This window comes from Thalassovita autumnalis, assembly GCF_001458255.1.
Classification (GTDB): Bacteria; Pseudomonadota; Alphaproteobacteria; order Rhodobacterales; family Rhodobacteraceae; genus Thalassobius; species Thalassobius autumnalis.
Genome location: NZ_CYSB01000035.1, coordinates 100,892 through 121,316, shown reverse-complemented (window position 1 = coordinate 121,316; position 20,425 = coordinate 100,892). Strand labels below are relative to the sequence as shown.

Annotated in this window: 21 protein-coding genes; 4 read left to right on the top strand and 17 right to left on the bottom strand. The window is 59.9% G+C overall.

What is annotated here, in order from left to right; translation table 11 throughout:
* Positions 1-178 precede the first annotated feature (178 nt).
* The 7 genes from TL5118_RS13625 to TL5118_RS13595 form a co-directional block, all read right to left on the bottom strand.
* Positions 179-1,159 carry an ABC transporter substrate-binding protein gene (locus TL5118_RS13625; RefSeq protein WP_370701677.1) on the bottom strand — a complete coding sequence of 327 codons (981 nt, stop codon included), beginning with the start codon at positions 1,157-1,159 and terminating at the stop codon, positions 179-181.
* 69 nt (positions 1,160-1,228) lie between these two features.
* Positions 1,229-2,068 carry an ABC transporter permease gene (locus TL5118_RS13620; RefSeq protein WP_058245188.1) on the bottom strand — a complete coding sequence of 280 codons (840 nt, stop codon included), beginning with the start codon at positions 2,066-2,068 and terminating at the stop codon, positions 1,229-1,231.
* Positions 2,065-2,940 carry an ABC transporter permease gene (locus TL5118_RS13615; RefSeq protein ID WP_058245189.1) on the bottom strand — a complete coding sequence of 292 codons (876 nt, stop codon included), beginning with the start codon at positions 2,938-2,940 and terminating at the stop codon, positions 2,065-2,067. Before TL5118_RS13615 ends, TL5118_RS13620 begins: the two co-directional genes overlap by 4 nt.
* Before the next feature lie 78 nt (positions 2,941-3,018).
* On the bottom strand, positions 3,019-3,801 hold the full coding sequence (locus tag TL5118_RS13610; RefSeq protein ID WP_058245190.1) for an ABC transporter ATP-binding protein: 783 nt from the start codon (positions 3,799-3,801) through the stop codon (positions 3,019-3,021).
* Positions 3,802-3,897: 96 nt separating this feature from the next.
* Positions 3,898-5,361 carry a dihydropyrimidinase gene (gene hydA / locus TL5118_RS13605; protein WP_058245191.1) on the bottom strand — a complete coding sequence of 488 codons (1,464 nt, stop codon included), beginning with the start codon at positions 5,359-5,361 and terminating at the stop codon, positions 3,898-3,900.
* 82 nt (positions 5,362-5,443) lie between these two features.
* On the bottom strand, positions 5,444-5,863 hold the full coding sequence (locus TL5118_RS13600) for a contact-dependent growth inhibition system immunity protein (RefSeq protein WP_058245192.1): 420 nt from the start codon (positions 5,861-5,863) through the stop codon (positions 5,444-5,446).
* Between the two features lie 67 nt (positions 5,864-5,930).
* A complete protein-coding gene (locus TL5118_RS13595; RefSeq protein ID WP_058245193.1) occupies positions 5,931-7,181 on the bottom strand; it encodes a Zn-dependent hydrolase in 1,251 nt (416 codons plus the stop codon).
* A 233-nt stretch (positions 7,182-7,414) separates the two neighbouring features.
* Here TL5118_RS13595 and TL5118_RS13590 point away from each other — a divergent pair, with 233 nt between their 5' ends.
* Positions 7,415-8,101: a TetR family transcriptional regulator C-terminal domain-containing protein gene (locus tag TL5118_RS13590; RefSeq protein WP_082626444.1), complete on the top strand. Its 687-nt coding sequence runs from the start codon at positions 7,415-7,417 to the stop codon at positions 8,099-8,101.
* Between the two features lie 147 nt (positions 8,102-8,248).
* On the opposite strand, the gene preA is transcribed toward TL5118_RS13590, so the two are convergent.
* Complete coding sequence (gene preA / locus TL5118_RS13585; RefSeq protein WP_058245194.1) at positions 8,249-9,556, bottom strand: NAD-dependent dihydropyrimidine dehydrogenase subunit PreA; 1,308 nt, start codon at positions 9,554-9,556, stop codon at positions 8,249-8,251.
* Positions 9,557-9,574: 18 nt separating this feature from the next.
* Positions 9,575-10,897 (bottom strand): NAD(P)-dependent oxidoreductase, encoded by a 1,323-nt coding sequence (locus TL5118_RS13580; RefSeq protein WP_058245195.1) that lies wholly within the window; start codon positions 10,895-10,897, stop codon positions 9,575-9,577.
* A gap of 253 nt (positions 10,898-11,150) precedes the next feature.
* Here TL5118_RS13580 and TL5118_RS13575 point away from each other — a divergent pair, with 253 nt between their 5' ends.
* Positions 11,151-14,363, top strand: a complete 3,213-nt coding sequence (locus TL5118_RS13575) for a reductive dehalogenase (RefSeq protein ID WP_058245196.1) — start codon at positions 11,151-11,153, stop codon at positions 14,361-14,363.
* 84 nt (positions 14,364-14,447) lie between these two features.
* Positions 14,448-14,993, top strand: coding sequence for a TetR/AcrR family transcriptional regulator (locus TL5118_RS13570; protein WP_058245197.1), 546 nt, complete (start codon positions 14,448-14,450; stop codon positions 14,991-14,993).
* 4 nt (positions 14,994-14,997) lie between these two features.
* Here the strand turns inward: TL5118_RS13570 and recO are convergent, their stop codons facing one another.
* Both recO and TL5118_RS13560 read right to left on the bottom strand, forming a co-directional pair.
* A complete protein-coding gene (gene recO / locus TL5118_RS13565) occupies positions 14,998-15,717 on the bottom strand; it encodes a DNA repair protein RecO (RefSeq protein ID WP_058245198.1) in 720 nt (239 codons plus the stop codon).
* A 42-nt stretch (positions 15,718-15,759) separates the two neighbouring features.
* Positions 15,760-16,092: a DUF1491 family protein gene (locus tag TL5118_RS13560; RefSeq protein WP_058245199.1), complete on the bottom strand. Its 333-nt coding sequence runs from the start codon at positions 16,090-16,092 to the stop codon at positions 15,760-15,762.
* A gap of 70 nt (positions 16,093-16,162) precedes the next feature.
* Here TL5118_RS13560 and TL5118_RS21180 point away from each other — a divergent pair, with 70 nt between their 5' ends.
* Positions 16,163-16,348, top strand: coding sequence for a hypothetical protein (locus TL5118_RS21180; RefSeq protein WP_131727446.1), 186 nt, complete (start codon positions 16,163-16,165; stop codon positions 16,346-16,348).
* Here the strand turns inward: TL5118_RS21180 and era are convergent.
* The 6 genes from era to TL5118_RS13530 form a co-directional block, all read right to left on the bottom strand.
* Positions 16,345-17,250: a GTPase Era gene (era, locus tag TL5118_RS13555; RefSeq protein WP_058245200.1), complete on the bottom strand. Its 906-nt coding sequence runs from the start codon at positions 17,248-17,250 to the stop codon at positions 16,345-16,347. The two genes, TL5118_RS21180 and era, sit on opposite strands and share 4 nt — an antisense overlap.
* Positions 17,251-17,354: 104 nt before the next feature.
* Positions 17,355-18,038, bottom strand: coding sequence for a ribonuclease III (rnc, locus tag TL5118_RS13550; protein ID WP_058245201.1), 684 nt, complete (start codon positions 18,036-18,038; stop codon positions 17,355-17,357).
* Positions 18,035-18,859, bottom strand: coding sequence for a signal peptidase I (gene lepB / locus TL5118_RS13545; protein ID WP_058245202.1), 825 nt, complete (start codon positions 18,857-18,859; stop codon positions 18,035-18,037). The genes rnc and lepB overlap by 4 nt, the downstream gene beginning before the upstream one ends.
* A gap of 56 nt (positions 18,860-18,915) precedes the next feature.
* Positions 18,916-19,347, bottom strand: a complete 432-nt coding sequence (acpS, locus tag TL5118_RS13540) for a holo-ACP synthase (RefSeq protein WP_058245203.1) — start codon at positions 19,345-19,347, stop codon at positions 18,916-18,918.
* Positions 19,344-19,802 (bottom strand): hypothetical protein, encoded by a 459-nt coding sequence (locus TL5118_RS13535; protein WP_058245204.1) that lies wholly within the window; start codon positions 19,800-19,802, stop codon positions 19,344-19,346. Before TL5118_RS13535 ends, acpS begins: the two co-directional genes overlap by 4 nt.
* Positions 19,802-20,422, bottom strand: a complete 621-nt coding sequence (locus TL5118_RS13530; protein WP_058245205.1) for a LysE family translocator — start codon at positions 20,420-20,422, stop codon at positions 19,802-19,804. Before TL5118_RS13530 ends, TL5118_RS13535 begins: the two co-directional genes overlap by 1 nt.
* Between the last annotated feature and the right edge of the window lie 3 nt (positions 20,423-20,425).

Below are 20,425 nucleotides of genomic sequence, written 5' to 3'. Positions count from 1 at the left end.
GGACATCTAGCAGGCACTCCATCACGCCGTCAGAGCGGGGACACCGGACGGATACAGAAAAGGCAAGCATTTATGGTGAAATTTGGAACTTTGTTTGCCGACAAAAAAATGGGCCGCCCACTGGGGCAGCCCATCATTGTCCCTGAATTCTCAAAGAATCACTGATCAAACCATCTGATTAGTTCAGCGCCTTGTCGGTGATCGCATGGGTCCAAGCGCCCTCAGGCTTCTTGGTGATGACCGGGTCCGAGCCACCCGACATCAGCGACATAACAGTGCGCTCATAGTCGGCCGGATCCAGCGCGCCGTTGCTGCCTGCGGTCAGCTTGGCGATCTCACCCATCATGCGGATCTGATGCTCTTCGGTCTGTGCGCCCGAGGCATCGTTGTCCAGCACGATCATCGCAGCCTCTTCGGCGTTCTCTTCGGCCCATTTCCAGCCCTTCATCGAAGCACGTACAAAACGCACCATCTTGTCCTCAAAGGCCGGGTCTTTCAGGTTCTCTTCCAGCACATACATGCCGTCTTCCAGCGTGGCGACGCCCTGATCTTCATATTTGAACACCACCAGATCGTCGGGGCTCAGACCCGCGTCGATGATCTGCCAGTATTCGTTGTAGGTCATGGTCGACACACAAGCCGCCTGACCCTGCAGGATCGGATCCACGTTGAAGCCCTGCTTCAGCACGGTCACACCGCTGTCGCCACCTTCGGTCGACAGGCCCAGTTTGCTCATCCAGCTGAGGAAGGGATATTCGTTGCCGAAGAACCAGACACCCAGGGTCTTGCCGGCAAAATCTTCGGGGCCCGACACGCCTGCATCTTTGCGGCAGGTCAGCATCATGCCCGAGGATTTGAACGGCTGGGCGATGTTGACCAGCGACAGACCCTTTTCACGGCTGGCCAGCGCCGACGGCATCCAGTCCAGCACAACATCTGCCCCGCCACCCGCGATCACCTGCGCCGGGGCAATGTCCGGGCCACCGGGTTTGATGGTCACGTTCAGGTCTTCTTCGGCGTAGAAGCCCTTGTCCAGCGCCACGTAGTAGCCCGCGAACTGCGCCTGGGTCACCCACTTCAGCTGCAGAGTCACGTCATCTGCGGCCTGCGCCATACCGGCCCAGAGGCCAAGCGCGGCCGCGCCCAGCGATTTCACCATGGTTTTCATTTCATACACTCCTTGTTTTATTCCCTTGTTGGATTTTGGCTGCGTTGATTTTTAGTTGCGTCAGCCACGTTGCGACGGGTGCCAGAAGGTCATTGCCTTTTCCAGCAAAGCAACCCCGCCGTAGAAAGCCGAACCCACGATCGCGGCAACCACGATCTCGGCCCAGACCAGATCCAGCGCCAGTTGCCCGACACTGGTTGAGATACGGAACCCCATACCCCTGATGGGGGATCCGAAGAACTCTGCCACGATGGCACCGATCAGCGCCAAGGTGGTAGTGATTTTTAGCCCGTTAAAGATGAAAGGCATCGCCGCAGGCAGCCGCAGCTTCAGCAGGGTCTGCCCATAGCTGGAGGCATAGGTCCGCATCAAATCCCGCTGCATCTTGTCGGTGGCCTGCAGCCCCTCAACCGTGTTCACCAGCATCGGGAAGAAGACCATGACAACCACAACCGCCGCCTTGGACTGCCAGTCAAAGCCGAACCACATCACCAGGATGGGCGCCATGCCCACAATCGGCAGGGCCGCCACGAAGTTGCCCACCGGCAATAGCCCGCGCTGCAGGAACGGGAAACGGTCGATCACAATGGCAATCAGGAAGGCCGAGCCACAGCCCAGCACATAGCCCGACAAGGCGCCCTTGATCACGGTCTGCACGAAATCCTGCCACAGGATATGGGTCGACTGCGCAAAGGTCACCGCAATGACCGACGGCGCCGGCAACAGCACCGGTGACACCTCAAAGCCGCGCACCACGGCCTCCCAGATCAGGATAACGGTCACCCCAAAGATCACCGGCACCGCCAGCGAGGTGAAACGGGATTTCGGCTGTGCGGCCAGCCAGACATTGGCACGCCAGCCGATCAGCCAGCTGATAACCCCAAAAGCAATCCACATCATTGCACCATCCCCATCTTCTTAAGGGTCATCCGTTGGATCAGACCGATGAGCGCCACCAGCGCCGCCGCCAAAGCCGCCGCCATGATCAGCGCACTCCAGATCTGGATGGTCTGACCATAATAGCTGCCCGCCAGCAGACGCGCGCCGAGACCCGCAACCGCCCCGGTGGGCAATTCACCCACAATGGCCCCGACAAGCGACGCCGCCATCGCCACCTTGAGCGAGGCAAAGAGGAACGGCATCGAAGACGGCAGACGCAGACGCCAGAACTCCTGACCTGAGGTCGCATTCCAGGTCCGCATCTGATCCAGCTGCATCTGATCAGGGCTGCGCAGCCCCTTCACCATACCAACCACAACCGGGAAGAAGGACAGATACATCGAAATCATCGCCTTTGGCAGCAGGCCGGAAATGCCCACCGCGTTCAGCACCACAATGATCATCGGTGCAACCGCCAGAATTGGAATGGTCTGACTGGCAATGACCCAGGGCATCACACTCATATCCATCACACGATTGTAGACAATGCCGATCGCCAGCAGGATACCAAAGCCCGTGCCCATGACAAAGCCCAGCATAGTGGCCGAGAGCGTAATCCAGCTGTGATAGATCAACGACCGCTTGGAAAAGGCGCGCCCCTTGGCGACCATCTCCCCGGTGGTTTTCCAGATCTCTGCCACCACCTGATGCGGCGCGGGCAGCTTGGGTTTTTTCTGACTCCACGTGTCCGCGACAAGCTCGGTGAAGCTCAGCTCCACATTGTTGCGCTTGGCCTGATCCTTGGCCCAGGGCGTGTTCAGCGCCACCGCAGCGCCATACCAAATCACAAAAATCGCGGCGACCACGGTGAAAATTGGAAGGAGGGATCTCATGCCAAGCTCCCCTGCGCTTTCAATGATCCGCGAATACTTTTCAGTTGGCGTTTGCCGCGTCGCGTCAGTTGCTGAGGCTCAGTCATAGGCATGCCCCGCGCGCAAACCGTCACGCACCCGGTGCGCGATTTCCAGGAACTCTGGCGTGTCGCGGATGTCCAGCGGTCGCTCCTTCGGCAGGGTGCTTTCGATCACATCGGTGATCCGGCCCGGTCGCGGGCTCATCACAACGATCTTGGTCGAGAGGTACACCGCCTCAGGGATCGAGTGGGTGACAAAGCCGATGGTTTTGTTGGTACGCGCCCAGAGCTTCAGCAGCTGTTCATTGAGGTGATCGCGCACGATCTCATCGAGGGCGCCGAAGGGTTCATCCATCAGCAGGATATCAGCGTCAAAGGCCAGCGCCCGCGCGATTGAGGCGCGTTGCTGCATGCCGCCGGACAGCTGCCAGGGGAACTTCTTCTCAAAGCCCTCCAGCTCCACCAGTTCCAGCACCCGGGCGATGCGGTCCTGCTGATCCTGCTTCGAATAACCCATGATTTCCAGCGGCAGGCTGATGTTGCCGCCAATGGTGCGCCAGGGGTAAAGGCCCGCGTGTTGGAACACATAGCCATAGGCGCGGGCTTTGCGCGCCTCTTCGGCGCTGACGCCGTTTACGGTGATGCTGCCTGCTGTGGGGTGCTCCAGATCAGCCATGCAGCGCAAGAATGTGGTCTTGCCGCAGCCCGACGGGCCGATAAAGCTGACAAAATCCCCTTTGTGGATGTCCAGATCGACATCTTTCAAAGCATGCACGGGTCCATCATTGGTCTCAAATGTCAGCGACAGATTTTTCGCGCTGATCACGGTGGTATTGGTCACGTCCCTGTGTCTCCGTTATTGCGCTTGAACTGCGCAATTATTTTACCGTTTGGTCAATAACGAACGCCCCGAACACGGGTCCGGGGCGTCGCCAATTCAGATACCTGCTGGAATATTAAGCGGATCGCGGTTGATCTGCTTCGGAGCGGTCAGTTCCTTCCACTTCGACAGCGCCACGGCGGCCGAATTGAAGGCCGGACGCGGCACAAAGCGGCCCCGGCCCGGCTGAGGCTGGCTGTTCTGACCCCAGGCCCAGATGACCTCACCCCGGCTGAGGGTGTAGCGTGCCTGAGCCTTGACCTGGAAATCCTCAAACACGTTGTAATCCAGCACCGAATGGTGGTTCGACGCCGAGATGGTTTTGGAAATTTTCGGATCCCACACCACGATGTCAGCATCCGCCCCTTCCACAATCGCCCCTTTCTTGGGGTAGATGTTGAGGATCTTCGCCACATTGGTTGAGGTGGCCGCGACAAATTCATTTGGCGTCAGACGACCGGTTTCCACACCTTCGGTCCAGAGCACCGCCAGACGTTCCTCCAACCCGTTGGAACCATTGGGGATCAGGCAGAAGTTATCTTTGCCCATCAGCTTCTGCTCGGAGGTGAAGGCCGCATGGTCGGTGGCCACCACCTGCAGGCTACCCGATTGCAGACCGGCCCAGAGGCTGTCCTGATGTGCCTTATTACGGAATGGTGGTGACATCACCCGGCGCGCCGAATGCATCCAGTCACCTTTGAAATACTCGCTTTCATCCAATGTCAGGAACTGGATCAGCGGCTCACCATAGACGCGCATACCTTTTTGACGGGCACGACGGATCGCCTCATGCGCCTGTTCGCAGCTGACATGCACGATATAAAGCGGGGTGCCTGCCGCATCCGCGATGGTGATCGCGCGGTTGGCGGCCTCCCCTTCAAACTCAGGTGGGCGGGAATAGGCGTGACCTTCGGGACCGGTGATGCCCTTGGCCAGCATCTCTTCCTGCAGATCGGCCACCAGATCGCCGTTTTCGGCATGCACCATCGGCAGCGCGCCCAGTTCCTTGCAGCGCTTGAAGGAGGCGTACATTTCATCGTCCTCAATCATCAGCGCGCCCTTATAGGCCATGAAGTGTTTGAACGAGTTGACGCCCATATCCACGGCATCTTTCATCTCGTCAAAAATGGTCTCATTCCAGCCGGTGATCGCCATGTGATAGCCGATGTCGGCACAGATCTGCGGCGCCGACTTGCGGTGCCATTCATTGATCGCGTTTTTGATCGAGCCATCTTCACCCGGCAGGCAGAAATCAACCAGCATGGTGGTGCCGCCCGTGGCCGCCGCCCAGGTGCCGCTTTCAAAGGTCTCAGCCGCAGTGGTGCCCATGAAGGGCATCTCCAGATGGGTGTGCGGGTCAATCCCGCCGGGGATCACATAGGCGCCTTCAGCGTCGATATATTCGTCGCCTTTCAGATCTTCGCCGATCTGTTTGATCACCTCGCCCTCGATCAGCACATCGGCCTTCCAGGTGCGGTCAGCGGTGCAAACCATGCCGCCTTTGATCACTTTGGTTGTCATTGTCTTTCTCCCTATTTCCACCTTCACCAGCTCACGCTTCAAAGCCGTGTAGTGGTTTCTAACTTTTGCCTATCTACCTGAGCTAAACGTCCACGCGCCTGGGTGCCGTTGCCGCTTGGAAAACGACGGCCGCATCATTGATCTCCGCCACTTGAGCCTGAAAAGAGCTCAGCAAATCGCTGACGCTAAGCCAGAGGTCCCGGTTTTCGTGCCAAAAACCGTGCGGCAGCTTTAAGACTGTCTGCATCATATCCCCCTCAAAATGTCGGGCACAAAGCAAAGGGTTCTCAGACAGCTCAGACACCGCACGTTCCACGACCAAAGGCAAAGCGATCTGGTTCTGTATAAGCGCTTGTAGCTCAGACAGTGAAAGATCGTTCAACGGCTTTGCACAGGCTTTTTCGCAGCACTCAACCAAGCTGCTGGGGAACGGGCCTTTGTTATCAGGCCAGCCCATCAAGCTATTGATCGTTTTTTGCGTGTTGCGCTTCTTATTTGCCACGTAGCGTCTTTCTTCTTAGCCCAAATATCCCGGGGGTCGGGGGCATGGCCCCCAATGTGTTATCTGATCACTCAACCACCTGTGCGGTTTCCAACACGGCATGCAGCAGCACATCGGTGCCAGCTGCGGCCCAGTCTTTGCTGATCTCCTCGGCCTCATTGTGGCTGAGGCCATCGACACAGGGGCACATGATCATCGCGGTGGGGGCTACATCATTGACCCAGCAGGCATCGTGGCCGGCGCCGGACACGATATCCATATGACTATAGCCCAGACGTTCCGCCGCATCGCGCACAGCGTTGACGCAGTTCTCATCAAAGGCGGGTGGATCAAACTGGCCGACGATCTCCCACTCCAGCCCGACCTCAATCTCTTCGCAGAGTTTCGGCGCTTTTTCAGCAAACTCTGCCAGCATCGCATCGATCACTTCTTGCAGGTGCGAGCGGAAATCGATGGTGAAGACCACCTTGCCCGGGATGATGTTGCGCGAGTTTGGATAGACATCCACATGGCCAATTGCACCCACCGCATTGGGCTGATGTTTCATCGCAATCTCATGCACCAGCTCGGTGATGCGGGCCAGACCGCGGCCAGCGTTTTTGCGCATCGGCATCGGGGTGGAGCCTGTGTGGCTTTCCTTGCCGGTCACAGTGCATTCGATCCAGCGCAGGCCCTGACCATGGGTGACAACGCCAATGTCTTTGCCCTCAGCCTCCAGAATGGGGCCCTGTTCGATGTGCAGCTCAAACATCGCATGCATCTTGCGCGCGCCGACCTCTTCATCGCCGATCCAGCCGATCCGCGCGATCTCATCCCCAAAGCGTTTTCCTTCGGCGTCCACGCGGTCATAGGCCCAATCCTGGGTATGACGACCTGTGAACACGCCCGAGGCCAGCATCGCCGGGGCAAAACGGGTGCCCTCTTCATTGGTCCAGTTGGTCACCACAATGGGATGTTTGGTTTTGATGCCCAGATCGTTCATCGTGCGGATCACTTCCAGCCCGCCCAGAACGCCCAGAACCCCATCGTATTTGCCGCCCGTCGGCTGGGTGTCCAGATGGCTGCCCATATAGACAGGCAGCGCCTCAGGATCAGTTCCGGCACGGGTGGCAAACATATTGCCCATCGTGTCCACGCCCATGCTCATACCCGCCGCATCACACCACTGCTGAAACAGCGCACGGCCCTCGGCATCCTCATCGGTCAGGGTCTGGCGATTGTTGCCCCCGGCAATCCCGGGACCAATTTTGGCCATTTCCATCAGACTGTCCCAAAGACGGTCGCCATTGATTTTCAGATTTTCACCCGGCGCGGACATGCCGATCTCCCTCTCCAGTGGTCGTGAGAGGACGTGCCGCTGACTGCTCTAGCCCTGTCCCGGACCTTCTTCTGGCTGGAGAGCGGCGCCCTCTTGCTGCTTTTTTACCATTTGGTAAAGTGACGATTGCGAACGCAGGGGCACCTGTCAAGAAAACTCTTTCATTGGCGCCGCTACAATGGCCAAGTTATCAGACCGCGATGTTTTTCGTGGCACCGCATTCAGAGGTCCGCATGACGCAAAGTGATACCGCCCAAGATCAGGCCCAAGATCAAGCCACGGGAACCGCCGCAGAAACGGCGCAAACGCCCCCAGCTGAGAAGAAGCTCAGCCGGATTCAGCAGCGCAACCGCAAGCGGATCATTGAGGCCGCGCTTGAGGTTTTTGCCCAACATGGCTACCGCGGCGCAACGCTGGATCAGATCGCCAAGACCGCCGGATTGTCCAAACCCAACATCCTGTATTATTTCGATGGCAAAGAAGCGATCCATGTGACCCTGCTGAACCAGCTGATGGAAACCTGGCTGGACCCATTGGCCGAGATGGACCCCAACGGCGACCCGCTGGAAGAGGTCATGGCCTATATTCACCGCAAAGTGCAGATGAGCCGGGAATACCCGCGCGAATCCCGGCTGTTTGCCAATGAAATTCTGCAAGGCGCGCCCCGGATGAAACCGCATCTGATCAGCGGGCTGAAACCCCTGGTGGATGAAAAGACCGAAGTGCTGCGCGCCTGGATGCAGGCGGGCCAGCTGGCCACCGTTGATCCGCGCCATCTGCTGTATTCGATCTGGGCAACAACCCAGCACTATGCCGACTTTGAGGTGCAGATCGGCGTCCTCAGCCCCGATGAACGTGACCCGATCGACGGCGCCGATGCCTATCTGGATACGATGTTCCGCAAGCTTCTGACGCCGTAAATCACATCGCATACCTCGGCGCGGCAGCGGCCGTACCACCTGCGCCTTTCAATGATCCTCAAATACTCAAATGCCAAACATTGAAAAAGCGCCCCGGTTTTCGACCAGGGCGCTTTTCATTGGATTGAGGTACTTAGAACAGCTGCCTTATTCAGCCGCCTCAAAGTTTGAGGGGTTGTTCGGGTGCTGCGTCCAGTTGCCGTATTCTTCCGGCACTTTTTCACCAGTGCGCTCATCCAACTGACCGGCAGCGACCTGCTCCATCGTGATACAGTTTTCAATCGGGCAGACGTTAACGCACAGGTTACAGGCGACGCATTCGTCGTCCTTCACCGTGAACACCCGATCCTCAGACATTTCGATCGCCTGGTGACTGGTGTCTTCGCAGGCGGCAAAGCAGCGGCCGCAGCTGATGCAGGCGTCTTGGTCGATCTTGGCCTTGGTCACATAGTTCAGGTTCAGATACTGCCAGTCGGTGACATTAGGCACCGCGCGGCCAACCAGCTCACTGGTTGAGGTCATGCCTTTGCGATCCATGTAATCGCTGAGGCCTGAGATCATCTCCTGCACCACTTTGAACCCATAGGTCATTGCGGCAGTACAGACCTGCACGTTGCCCGCCCCCAGCGCCATGAATTCGGCCGCATCGCGCCATGTGGTCACGCCACCAATGCCCGAAATCGGCAGGTTTGCGGTTTCCGGGCTGCGGGCGATTTCCGCCACCATGTTCAACGCAATCGGTTTCACCGCCGGGCCGCAATAGCCGCCGTGGGTGCCTTTGCCGTCAATTGTTGGCTCCGGTGCAAAGTCATCCAGATCGACCGAGGTGATCGAATTGATCGTGTTGATCAGGCTGACCGCATCGGCGCCGCCGCGCAGGGCGGCTTCGGCCGGTTTGCGCACATCGGTGATGTTCGGGGTCAGCTTCACGATGCAGGGCATCTTGGAATACTGTTTGACCCAGGAGGTCACCATTTCAATGTATTCCGGCACCTGCCCCACGGCAGAGCCCATGCCCCGTTCGGCCATACCATGCGGACAGCCAAAGTTCAGCTCCACCCCATCCGCGCCGGTGTCTTCGATACGGTACAGGATTTCGCGCCAGCTCTCCTCATCGCAAGGCACCATCAGTGAGATGATGACCGCCCGATCAGGATAGTCGCGCTTCACTGATTTGATTTCGCGCAGGTTGGTTTCCAGCGGACGGTCGGTGATCAGCTCAATATTGTTGAGCCCCAGGAGGCGACGATCCGCCCCCCAGATCGCGCCGTAGCGCGGGCCGTTGACGTTGACCACCGGCGGACCTTCGGAGCCGAGGGTTTTCCAGACCACACCGCCCCAGCCGGCCTCAAAGGCGCGGCGGACGTTGTATTCCTTGTCTGTCGGCGGCGCCGAGGCCAGCCAGAACGGGTTTGGGGATTTGATCCCGATGAATTCGCTTGTGAGATCGGCCATTGTGCTATCTCCCTTTGCTTACGCCGACAGCGCGGCGTGAATGTCTTCGGCCGCATCGCGACCCTCGGCCACCGCGGTTACGGTCAGGTCATCGCCGCCTGAGGCACAGTCACCCCCGGCCCAGACCCCTGCCATGCTGGTGCGCCCTGCGCCGCTGACGGTGATCTTGCCACGCTCAACCGCGGGTAGGTCATCACCGCCCAGCTGCTGACCAATGGCTTTGAATACCTGATCGGCCGCCAGACGTACGGTCTGGCCGGTCGCTTGCAGATCATCATCGGTGTATTCGAACTCAATCTCCTGCACCGCACCATTGCCGATCACCGCCTTGGGTGAGGCATTGGTGATAATGCGCACCCCTTTGGTGGCGGCCAGCTCCTGCTCAAACGCGGAGGCGTTCATGCGATCTTTGCCGCGGCGGTAAACCAGGCTGACGTTCAAGGCGCCCAGCAGTTTGGCCTGCACGGCAGCATCCACAGCGGTCATGCCGCCGCCGATGACCACAACATCCCGGCCAATCGCCACCTGAGACAGGTCATCGGCCTGGCGCAGCTCAGCAATGAAATCGACCGCATCCAACACGCCGTCTTTGTCTTCGCCGTCGACATTCAGCGCGTTCACACCGGCCAGACCGATGCCAAGGAACACCGCGTCATAATCGGCCTTCAGCTTCTCCAGTGACAGGCCGGCGCCCAAACCTTTGCCATGCTCCACGGTGATGCCACCAATCTGCAGCAGCCAGTCGACCTCTTTTTCAGCGAAATTATCGACCGACTTGTAGGCCGCGATACCAAATTCGTTGAGGCCACCGGATTTAGCGCGCGCATCATAGATGGTCACGTCATGGCCTTTGCTGGCCAAACGGTGCGCACAGCTGAGGCCCGCAGGGCCAGCGCCAACAACCGCCACCTTCTTGCCGGTTGCGGCCGCACGGGTGAACGGATGCACACCCGATGCCATCAAAGTATCGGTGGCGTAACGCTGCAAATTGCCGATCTCCACCGGCTTGCCTTCAGCGGTTTCGCGCACACAGACCTGTTCACACAGCGTTTCGGTGGGGCAGACACGAGCGCACATGCCGCCCAGAATATTCTGCTCCAGAATTGTTTTGGCCGCCGCATCCGGGGTGCCGGTGGCGATCTGCCGGATAAACAAGGGAATATCGATATCTGTCGGACAGGCCGTCATACAGGGCGCGTCGTGACAGAAGTAACAACGATCCGCGGCGACCAGCGCCTCGTGATCGTCAAGCGGGGGATGCAGGTCCGAGAAATTCTCGACCAGGTCCTCCGCGGGGAGCCGCCCAGAAACAATGCCTGGCGTCAGCGCGTTTGAAGTCATGAATACCTCCACTGAGCTTGGTTTTGTCTTCTTTTTTGCAATCACTCTGCACCGTTTTTGTTTTTTTCCAAATGGTAAAATTTAAGCAGTTGAAAAAAACTTGCCCGGCACCGACGGGCCGACCCTCCTCAGAGATGAGGATTTTCTGCGATCTCCCCGCCCGATAGTGGCTGTCTTCCAAAGCCACCTGCCCGGAATGCCGCCCCATAAAATATTGGGCTCTCGGGCCGCCAGCATGAAGGAACCGCCGTCAATGGGATTGCGCTTTTTCTCGGACAAATCACGACCGGTCCATCTGGGCCCCTACCCGATGGAAAATCTGCGCCGCCAAACGGAGCTGCCTGATCTTTCGGCACTTCCCGCCTGGTCCCCTGTCAGCTTCCGCCGCCCCGATGCGCCTGAAAGCATCGTCAACGCGATGGGCGAATATCAGGCGATGCTGGATGCGATCCGCGACGGGGGTGTGAACCGGCTGCAGTCCGACATCCCCGACGACCTGGAAGAGCGCGCCAATCACCTGAAATCATTTGGCTATTTCAGTGATGCCAGCATGGTCGGCATCTGCCGTCTGCCACAGGCCGCGCGGCTGGACGCACCGGTTCTGAACCCCGATATTCAGCGTCTGGCCGAGGCACTAAAAACCCGGCAGACCAAGACGCTGGCCTCGGGCATCGACATGATCATGGCCGAGCTGAAAGAGGCCATGGCCGCGCCGCCCTCCTCGATTGACGATCATGAATATGCGCTGGTCTTCCTCTATGAATACCCGCGCGATCCCGGCCAGACTGAGGCGGGCACCGACTGGATCAAAGATGCCCAGGCACAACGCGCCTGCCTGCGCGCCAACGAAACCGCAGCGGTGCTGGCCAACTACATCCGGCTGCTGGGCTGGGGCGCCAAAGCGCATTCCGGTGGCTCCTCCGACGTAGATTTGAACCACCTCGCCGTGGCCGCGGGTCTGGCCAGTTTCGAAGGCGGCGAACTGGTTGCGCCGTGGGTTGGCCCCCGATTCGGGCTGGCGGCAGTGACCTGCACCCTGCCGGTTGCCACCGATCAGCCGCTGGCGCCGATGGTGCAGCAGCCATGGAAGGCCACCAATGGCCCCGCTTGGTGGCTGGGCACCAAAAGTTCCAAATCCGCCCTCAACCGCGATCCCTTTGCCAATCGGCGTTTCGCCGATGGCGGCCACCCCTTTGAACGGCTGAAACGGGTGGAGGATCCCACCACCTATATCGACGAACCCAATGTGGCCCGTGTGCCCAAACGGGCCGATATGTTTGCCCGCGCCCTTTTCGGTGACATGGGCAAACACGTGCAGGAGGCCACCAAAAACGGCCACTATGTGCGCAAATCCGCGCCCAGCTTTGCCCAACGCCGCGCGCTTGGGGCCTTTGTGGTGATCCAGAACGGCGACCCGAACCCGGCCGGGTCCCATCCCGCCGACCCCACGATCAACGCTTTGAACATCAAGGCCACCAGCTACTTCCTGGGCGCCGATGCCGTTGGCCTCAGCCGGTGCCCCGATTGGGCCTGGTACAGCCACGATGCCGCCGGGGAGGAAATCACGCCGCGCCACAACAACGCCATTTCGATGATCATCGATCAGGGCCGCGAAACGATGGAGGGCTCCTCGGGCGATGACTGGATCGCGGTGGCCCAATCGATGCGCGCTTACCTGCGGTTCTCGCTGCTGGGTGGGGTGATTGCCCAACAGATCCGCAACCTGGGCTATTCCGCCAAGGCTCACACGGTGATGGACGGCGAGGTGCTGCAGCCGCCCCTGTTGCTGCTCAGCGGTCTGGGGGAGGTCAGCCGTATCGGTGAGGTGATCCTGAACCCCTATCTGGGCCCGCGTCTGAAATCCGGCGTAGTGACCACAGACATGCCGATGGCGCATGACAAACCGATCGATTTCGGTCTGCAGAAGTTCTGCGAGTCTTGCAACAAATGCGCGCGCGAATGCCCCTCGGGTGCGATCACCGCCGGGCCAAAGCTGATGTTCAACGGCTATGAGATTTGGAAATCCGACAGCCAGAAATGTGCCAGCTACCGGATCACCACACCGGGCGGGGCGATGTGCGGCCGCTGCATGAAAACCTGCCCCTGGAACCTGGAAGGTCTGTTTTCCGAGGCGCCGTTCCGCTGGGCCGCTTCTAACATCCCCGCCGCCGCCCCGGTGCTGGCCAAGCTGGACGACAAGCTGGGCAACGGTGGCCTCAACGACGTCAAGAAATGGTGGTGGGATCTGGAGCTGACAGATGACGGTGCCTATTACCCCAGCAAACACCCGCTGAACCGGCGCGACCTGCAGACCGATCTGGACCTGAAGTATGAAGATCAGACACTTGCGGTCTACCCCGCCCCGCTGGCGCCGCCGCCCTGGCCCTACCCCTTCCCGATGGACCGCGAAGCAGGCATTGCCGCATATGAGGCGATGATCCCGGCCGAGGAATACCGCGCCAAACTGGCCGCTGGTGATCTGAGCGTGGTGCACCGGTATGAGACCCCCACCGATGCCCCCGTGATCCGGGTGGAGATCAGCAAGGCCGAAGCAATGACCGCCGATGTGACCAAATATGAGTTCGCCACGCTAGACGGCGCCCCGCTACCGGATTGGACGGCAGGCGCCCATCTGGACGTGCTGGTCGCGCCCGAATTCCTGCGCCAATATTCGATGTCGGGCAACCCGTCCGAAACCGGCCGCTATCAGATCGGCGTCCTGCGCGAGGACGAAGGCCGCGGTGGCTCCGCCCTGCTGCACCGCATCTTTGAGGAGGGGCGCAAGGTCTTCATCTCCAAACCGATCAACCACTTCCCGCTGGTTGAAGAGGCCGAGAAGACCTTCCTCATGGGCGGCGGGATCGGCATCACGCCGATGATCGCTTTTGCCCACCGCCTGCACGACCTGGGCCGCGACTTTGCCCTGCACTACTCCTGCTCCAGCCGCGCCAATGCCGGCTATCTGGAGGATCTGGCTGCAATGCCCTGGGCCGACAAAGTGCATTACCACTTCAGTGATGAAGGCACCCGCGCCGATCTGGATCAGGTGCTGTCAGGCTACCGCGAGGGCTGGCACGTCTACACCTGTGGCCCGGACCGTTTCATGGCCGGTGTGATGGAAGCCGCCGAACGCCAGGGCTTCCCCGAAGAGGGGCGGCATCTGGAATACTTCAACGTGCCCGAACAGCCCGAATACGAAAACCACCCCTTCATGCTGAAACTGCAAGACGGCCGCCGCCTTGAGGTGCCAGAGGACAAGACCGCCAGCGATGTGCTGATCGAAAACGGTGTGCATGTGGATGTGAAATGCGCCGATGGCATCTGCGGCGTGTGCAAATGTGGGCTGGTGGCCGGCGAGGTGGAACACCGCGATTTCGTCCTGTCAAACAAGCAGCGTGAAACGGGGATCATCCTGTGCCAGTCCCGCGCGGCCGAACCGGGGGGTGAGATCGAAATCGACCTCTAGGCTTAGGATCCACCTTCTGTGACAAAATGCACCCGGGGAAATTCTGCAGTTGCAAAATGAAATGCTGCAGCGTAGCATTTCCCCATGACCAGCAAACCGCGCCTTTCCAAAGCCGACTGGTTGAAAACCGGTTTCGCCGCCCTGACAGAGGACGGCCCCAACGCGTTGAAAGCCGAACCTCTGGCCCGACGCATGAAGACGACCAAGGGGTCTTTCTACTGGCACTTCGCAGATGTCCCGGCCTATCAGTCCGCCATGCTGGACGTCTGGGAGGCTGAGGCGCTGACTGCGCTGACCACCGTCATCGAAGAAGAGCCCAACGCCATCGCCCGCCTGCGCCGCCTTGGCGCCGAGGTGACAAGCTATGACAGCGCCGTGCTGGCCGATGCCAATCCCGAACATGCCATGCGCGCCTGGGCCAAGGATGATCCCAAAGTGGCCGAACGGGTCGCCAAGGTGGATGGTCTGCGGCTGGATCTGCTGGACGGCTTGTTGAAAGAATCAGGCATCTCAAACCCGGAATGGGCGCGGCTGATCCTTGCCGCCTCGGTCGGGCTGCGTGAACTGCCCGCCAATGACGATGTGGCGCCGATGGATTCGCTGATCGACCTGGTGATGTCGCTGCGCTGACCGCTTATCTTAGCAATCGATCAATAAACCGCTGCCGCGCTTCGGGCAGCGGCCGCCCCCGTGTGCCGGAGGCCAGCGACTTCTGCAGGAAATGTCCCGTTGTGCGCAGCCCCAGGGCCACCTCCTGCGGATCCGGGTCCAGCCCGCCCTTCAGCGCAAAGGGCAGCGGCAGCATCCGGTCCGCCCACTCCCCCGCCCCTTCACGCGATACCGCACGGCCGGTTTTGGGCGACACGTATATCAGATCCTGCGTCTTACCGGTCACCGCACATTCATCAAGGTCCAGCCCGTAGCCCAGCTCCTCCAGCAGGGCGACCTCCCAACGCAGATAGGCCAGCGGCCACAGCTCTGTCTCATCCAAAATGTCAAACAGCGCCTCGGTGCGTTCATAAAGCGCCGGGTGCGGTTCACGTTCCGGCAGGGAATGCACCAGCAGCGCACAAACCGCATTCAGCCCGGCCAGCGCCTGACGGTCCTGCATCACCATCGCTGCCCGGCTGCGCAGCGGCTCAACACTGTAGCTGCCAATGTGATCTTCCAGCCGGGCGCGCCATTGCACATCCAGCTGGGCACCGGGCTGCAGAATGGGGGCAATCTTGCGGCTGGTGGCGCCGCGCATCACGCCAGCATGAATCCCATGCCTCGGGGTGAACACCTCAAGGATCGCTGAGGTCTCCCCGTGTTTGCGCACCGCCAGCAATATGCCCTGATCCCGCCACTCCATAAGGTCAGCTTTGCGTGTATCAGGCGAAGTTACAAGCGGCGATCAATCCGCCAATCCTGGCTCATCCAGCAGGTGGCGGCCGGCGCGGTCTTCGACCTCAATCACCCAGAGGTCGGGGTCAAAGGACCGCTGCTTGCTGATGGAGGCATCCACCTCCCGCTCATCCCCCGATGACAGTTCCATCCATTTGCGATCGCCGGTCATCAGGTCAAACGAGCGCTGGAATCCAACCGCCTGACCATCCAATGTGTTCAGCTTCACCAGCACCGCCCCAGCCGTGTCATCGCCATGGGCCACCACAAAGGCCGGAATATCACTTAAGCGGAGTCTGGTCAGATAGGCATCAACCCAAGTGCGAGCGGTCAAACGCATAATTAAAAGTCCCGGTGAAAGTGACGTAGAGTCTACCAGCTTAACGAGTCAAACCACCAGTCATGAGGTTTACATGTCGAATTTCCGCAGACGGACAATTGTCCCGCGCTTTATGGTGACGATGGGTATTGCGCTGATGGGCGCGGCCTACTTCGAACTGCATCTGATGCCCGAGCCCTACCAGATGAGCCTGGGCGGCCTGTTCGGCTTCCTTGGCACCTTCTGGTTCTTACACGCAGCAGGCATCTTCAAAAGTTAAGAGCCGTCTTTGAAATCGAGCCCCATCTCTGAGTAGCGCTCTTTTTCTTCCAGCCAGTTGCTGCGCACCTTCACCTGCAGGAACAAGTGTACCTTGCGGCCCAGGAACTCACTCAGTTCTTCACGGGCCGCCTTGGAAATGGCTTTGATCGTTTCGCCGCGATGGCCAAGGATGATCCCCTTGTGCCCGTCGCGCGCAACGTAGATCACCTGATCCACCTTGGCGGAGCCGTCTTTGCGCTCTTCCCAGTTTTCGGTTTCCACGGTCAGCTGATAGGGCAGCTCCTGATGCATGCGCAGCGTCAGCTTTTCGCGCGTCATCTCGGCCGCGATCATGCGCATGGGCAGGTCCGCGATCTGATCTTCCGGGTAGAGCCATGGGCTCTCCGGCAGTTCCTTGGCCAGCCATTTGCGCAGATCCTTCACACCGCGGCCCTTCTCGGCCGAAATCATGAAGGTGTGCACGAAGTCATAGCGTTCGTTCAGATCGGCGCTGAGTTTCAGCAACACCTCGGGTTTCACCCGATCGATCTTGTTGATGGCCAGCGCGATTTTGCGCCCCTCACCAATCTCCTCCAGACCTTCCAGAATACGCTCCACCCCTTCGGTCACACCGCGGTGGGCTTCGACCATCAGCACGATGACATCCGCATCCGCGGCGCCACCCCAAGCCGCAGCCACCATGGCGCGATCCAGACGACGGCGCGGTTTGAACAGGCCGGGCGTGTCCACAAACACCAGCTGCGCATCACCTTCCATCGCCACACCACGGATCCGGGCGCGGGTGGTCTGCACCTTATGGGTCACGATGGAAACTTTGGCCCCCACCATGGCATTGGTCAGGGTGGATTTGCCCGCATTGGGCTCTCCGATCAGGGCGATAAATCCGGCGCGTGTGGTCATATGTGTGAATTCCTAAGGTAGTCAGTCTCCGCGACAGACCTCAGTGTCTGCCCGGCAAGGGGGGCAGGTCTAGCCGATTTCACCGGCTTTGACCAGAAGGGCGGTTAAGCCTGCGTCAGGCGCTCCAGCAGGGTCTTGGCCGCGGCCTGTTGCGCCAACCGCTTGGAGGCGGCAGTGGCCTGTTCGCTTTCGCCGCTTTGCAGAGTGACGGAAATGGTAAACACCGGCGCATGGTCTGGCCCCGACCGTGACACTTCCGCGTAGCTGGGGGGCGTCTGTTTGCGGGCCTGGGCCCATTCCTGCAGGGCGGTTTTGGGATCGCGAGCATCCGCATCGACACTGTCCACCCGGCTGCCCCAGAGCCGCAGCACCATCGCCTTGGCGGTTTCGAAATCCGCATCCAGATAGACGGCGGCAATCACCGCCTCCATCGCATCGCCCAGCAGCGCCAGTTTGCGCCGGCCACCGGACATCTGTTCGGACCGGCCCAGTTTCAAAACCGCGCCCAGATCGATGTCTTTGGCGACATCGGCGCAGGCCTCTTTGCGCACCAAGGCGTTAAACCGCGGCGCAAGCTGGCCCTCACTGGCGCCTTTGTCACGCTCCAACAGCGCTTCAGACATCACCAAGCCCAGCACCCGGTCACCCAGAAACTCCAGCCGCTGATTGTCTTCGCGCGTGGGGGAGGATTTGGACGAATGGGTAACAGCCCGAAGCAGAAGCTCGGGCTGTTTAAAGTCGTAACCAATCCGGCCCTGAAAGGCCTTCAGTTCTGCAGAAAGTTTCATTCCACCGCCTTGAAGAAACGATCCCCGCGCCAGGTCCAGAAGGCCAGCATCGAGGTGCCGCCCGAGGAGAACATGATGCGATCGGCGCGACCAATCAGGTTTTCATAAGGCACAAAGCCAACCCCGCCGGCCTGCTGCGGCACGCGGCTGTCGGTGGAGTTGTCACGGTTGTCGCCCATGAAGAAATAGTGGCCCTGCGGCACGGTATAGACCGGCGTGTTGTCCGAGCTCTGGTTGCCGATGTTCAGGATGGTGTAGCTGCGGCCGTTCGGCAGGGTCTCAATCGCAGCATCTTTGGCGCAATCGCCGCCCTGACCCACCGGACCATTGGAACACCGCGGACGCAGACGCTGCGGGCCCTGAGCCTCCGCAATCTCAACGAAATCCTCTACCGGTTCCTGCGACACGGCTTTGCCGTTCAGGTGCAGGACCCCCTGTTTGACCTGCACGGTATCACCCGGCATGCCAATCACGCGCTTGATGTAATCCAGCCCGGTCACCGGGTGGCGGAATACGATGACATCGCCACGCTCCGGCTCGGAGCCCATGACGCGGGTGTTCTCACCATCAATCACAGCACAGATGTTTTTCGCATCCAGACCCAGCATGCGGATGTTGGGGCACGAGGCGTAGGAGTAGCCATAGGCCATCTTGTTCACAAACAGGAAATCGCCGATCAGCAGCGTCGATTTCATCGAACCCGACGGGATCCAGAACGGCTGAAAGAACAGGGTGCGGAAAATACCCGCAATGGCCAGCGCCCAAACCACCGTCTTGATGGTCTCAACCACCGCATTGCCCTTTTTGGCCTCTGCTGCCATCTGTTCTTTCTCCTAGAAATCTTTGATTTGGTAGATGAGCGGTTGTGCCCGGTGTGTCAACCCGACCCTTCGTGCAGGTCTGCCTTCGGCGGGATCGGGCGCGCCTCAATTACCACAAAGGCCTGTGCCCAAGGGTGATCGTCGGTCAGGGTGACATGCACTGTGGCCTCATGGCCCTCAGGCGTCATTGCCTCCAGCCGCTCTTTGGCCCAGCCGGTCAGTTCCATCACCGGTTGCCCGGTGCGCAGGTTCCGGACCGACATGTCCTTCCAGGCGATGCCCATCGCCAAGCCAGTGCCGAGCGCTTTGGAACAGGCCTCCTTCGCGGCCCATCGTTTGGCATAGGTGCCCGCCACATCCTTGCGACGTTCCGCCTTGGCCTGTTCAAGATCGGTGAAGACGCGATTGCGGAACCGATCGCCAAACCGCTCCAGCGTGCCCGCGATACGTTCGATATTGGCCAGATCTGTACCGATCCCCAGGATCATTGGTGCCATACCCCGATCTGACCCGTCGCCTGATTGAGCGTGACCTCCAGCGTGATCGGCAGGAAGTCGTTATAGTCGGAATCAAACCGCTGCGCCTCGAAATTGAAGATCAGCCCAATCGAGGGATCATAGGCGGCGGCGACATTGGCAAAGTCGATGCCGGAAAATCCTGCGCCACCACCAAGGATGACAACGCGACACTGTCTGTCACCTAGTTCATTATAGGGCGGTGACAGAACCAGCAGATGGAACGCCCCCGCTGCCGGTTCCACCGTATCCAACAGCGCCAGCCGTACCGCGCCATTGGCAAAGGTGCGGGTGCTCTCCTCCCAAGGTTCCGCCAGATTGCGGGCCTGCGCCTGCCAGTCACACTCAATCACCTCCCCCGCTGTGGCGAGCGCTGGCATACAGGCAGCTGACAGGGAAACAGACAGGGCGGTTAAAGCTTTACGCATTAGGGGGCCTCCACACGGGTTGTGAAGATCTTGGCCGCTGCAGCGCCAAACATCAATCCAAACACCAGATCAAATCCGCGCTTGGCCCGTGCGTAGCCTGCCGCAATCGCTGCTGTGCTGAACAACAGGGCATAGCCAAAAAACACCAGCATTGAGACTGCAATCAACGCCCCAAACAGCGACCAGACCGCAGCCATATCAGCGCCCGCAGGCAGGGCCACGGCATAGACCGCGCCCCAGGAAAAGATCGCTTTGGGATTGGTCAGATGCAGGGCCAAGCCTTTGGCAAACAACCGACTTCCAGTCCGTGATAGAGTGACCGCAACCACGCCGCCACGCCAGACCGCGCGCAGTGATTTCAGCGCCAGAAAGCCAAGGTAAGCCGCGCCTGCATACCGCAGCACCTCAAAGATCCAGGCATGGGCCAGCATCATCGCTGACAGGCCAAGACCCGCCGCGATCCCCCAGGAGGCGGATCCGCAAACAACACCCGCCGCCAGCGTCAGTCCGGCGCGACGGCCCAGTCCCATCGAGGTGCCGGAAATGGCCAGCGTGGCCGGGCCGGGGCTGCCCCCGGCAACCGCCCAGGCGATCAAGATAAAGACCAGCCCCTCAGCCATGAC

Coding starts and splice junctions, on each gene's coding strand:
- TL5118_RS13625 (WP_370701677.1), bottom strand. CDS start 1,159: ATGGTGAAATCGCTGGGCGCGGCCGCGCTTGGCCTCTGGGCCGGTATG.
- TL5118_RS13620 (WP_058245188.1), bottom strand. CDS start 2,068: ATGATGTGGATTGCTTTTGGGGTTATCAGCTGGCTGATCGGCTGGCGT.
- TL5118_RS13615 (WP_058245189.1), bottom strand. CDS start 2,940: ATGAGATCCCTCCTTCCAATTTTCACCGTGGTCGCCGCGATTTTTGTG.
- hydA (WP_058245191.1), bottom strand. CDS start 5,361: ATGACAACCAAAGTGATCAAAGGCGGCATGGTTTGCACCGCTGACCGC.
- TL5118_RS13595 (WP_058245193.1), bottom strand. CDS start 7,181: ATGTCCGCGCCGGGTGAAAATCTGAAAATCAATGGCGACCGTCTTTGG.
- TL5118_RS13590 (WP_082626444.1), top strand. CDS start 7,415: ATGACGCAAAGTGATACCGCCCAAGATCAGGCCCAAGATCAAGCCACG.
- preA (WP_058245194.1), bottom strand. CDS start 9,556: ATGGCCGATCTCACAAGCGAATTCATCGGGATCAAATCCCCAAACCCG.
- TL5118_RS13580 (WP_058245195.1), bottom strand. CDS start 10,897: ATGACTTCAAACGCGCTGACGCCAGGCATTGTTTCTGGGCGGCTCCCC.
- TL5118_RS13575 (WP_058245196.1), top strand. CDS start 11,151: ATGGGATTGCGCTTTTTCTCGGACAAATCACGACCGGTCCATCTGGGC.
- TL5118_RS13570 (WP_058245197.1), top strand. CDS start 14,448: ATGACCAGCAAACCGCGCCTTTCCAAAGCCGACTGGTTGAAAACCGGT.
- recO (WP_058245198.1), bottom strand. CDS start 15,717: ATGGAGTGGCGGGATCAGGGCATATTGCTGGCGGTGCGCAAACACGGG.
- TL5118_RS21180 (WP_131727446.1), top strand. CDS start 16,163: ATGTCGAATTTCCGCAGACGGACAATTGTCCCGCGCTTTATGGTGACG.
- era (WP_058245200.1), bottom strand. CDS start 17,250: ATGACCACACGCGCCGGATTTATCGCCCTGATCGGAGAGCCCAATGCG.
- rnc (WP_058245201.1), bottom strand. CDS start 18,038: ATGAAACTTTCTGCAGAACTGAAGGCCTTTCAGGGCCGGATTGGTTAC.
- lepB (WP_058245202.1), bottom strand. CDS start 18,859: ATGGCAGCAGAGGCCAAAAAGGGCAATGCGGTGGTTGAGACCATCAAG.
- acpS (WP_058245203.1), bottom strand. CDS start 19,347: ATGATCCTGGGGATCGGTACAGATCTGGCCAATATCGAACGTATCGCG.
- TL5118_RS13535 (WP_058245204.1), bottom strand. CDS start 19,802: ATGCGTAAAGCTTTAACCGCCCTGTCTGTTTCCCTGTCAGCTGCCTGT.
- TL5118_RS13530 (WP_058245205.1), bottom strand. CDS start 20,422: ATGGCTGAGGGGCTGGTCTTTATCTTGATCGCCTGGGCGGTTGCCGGG.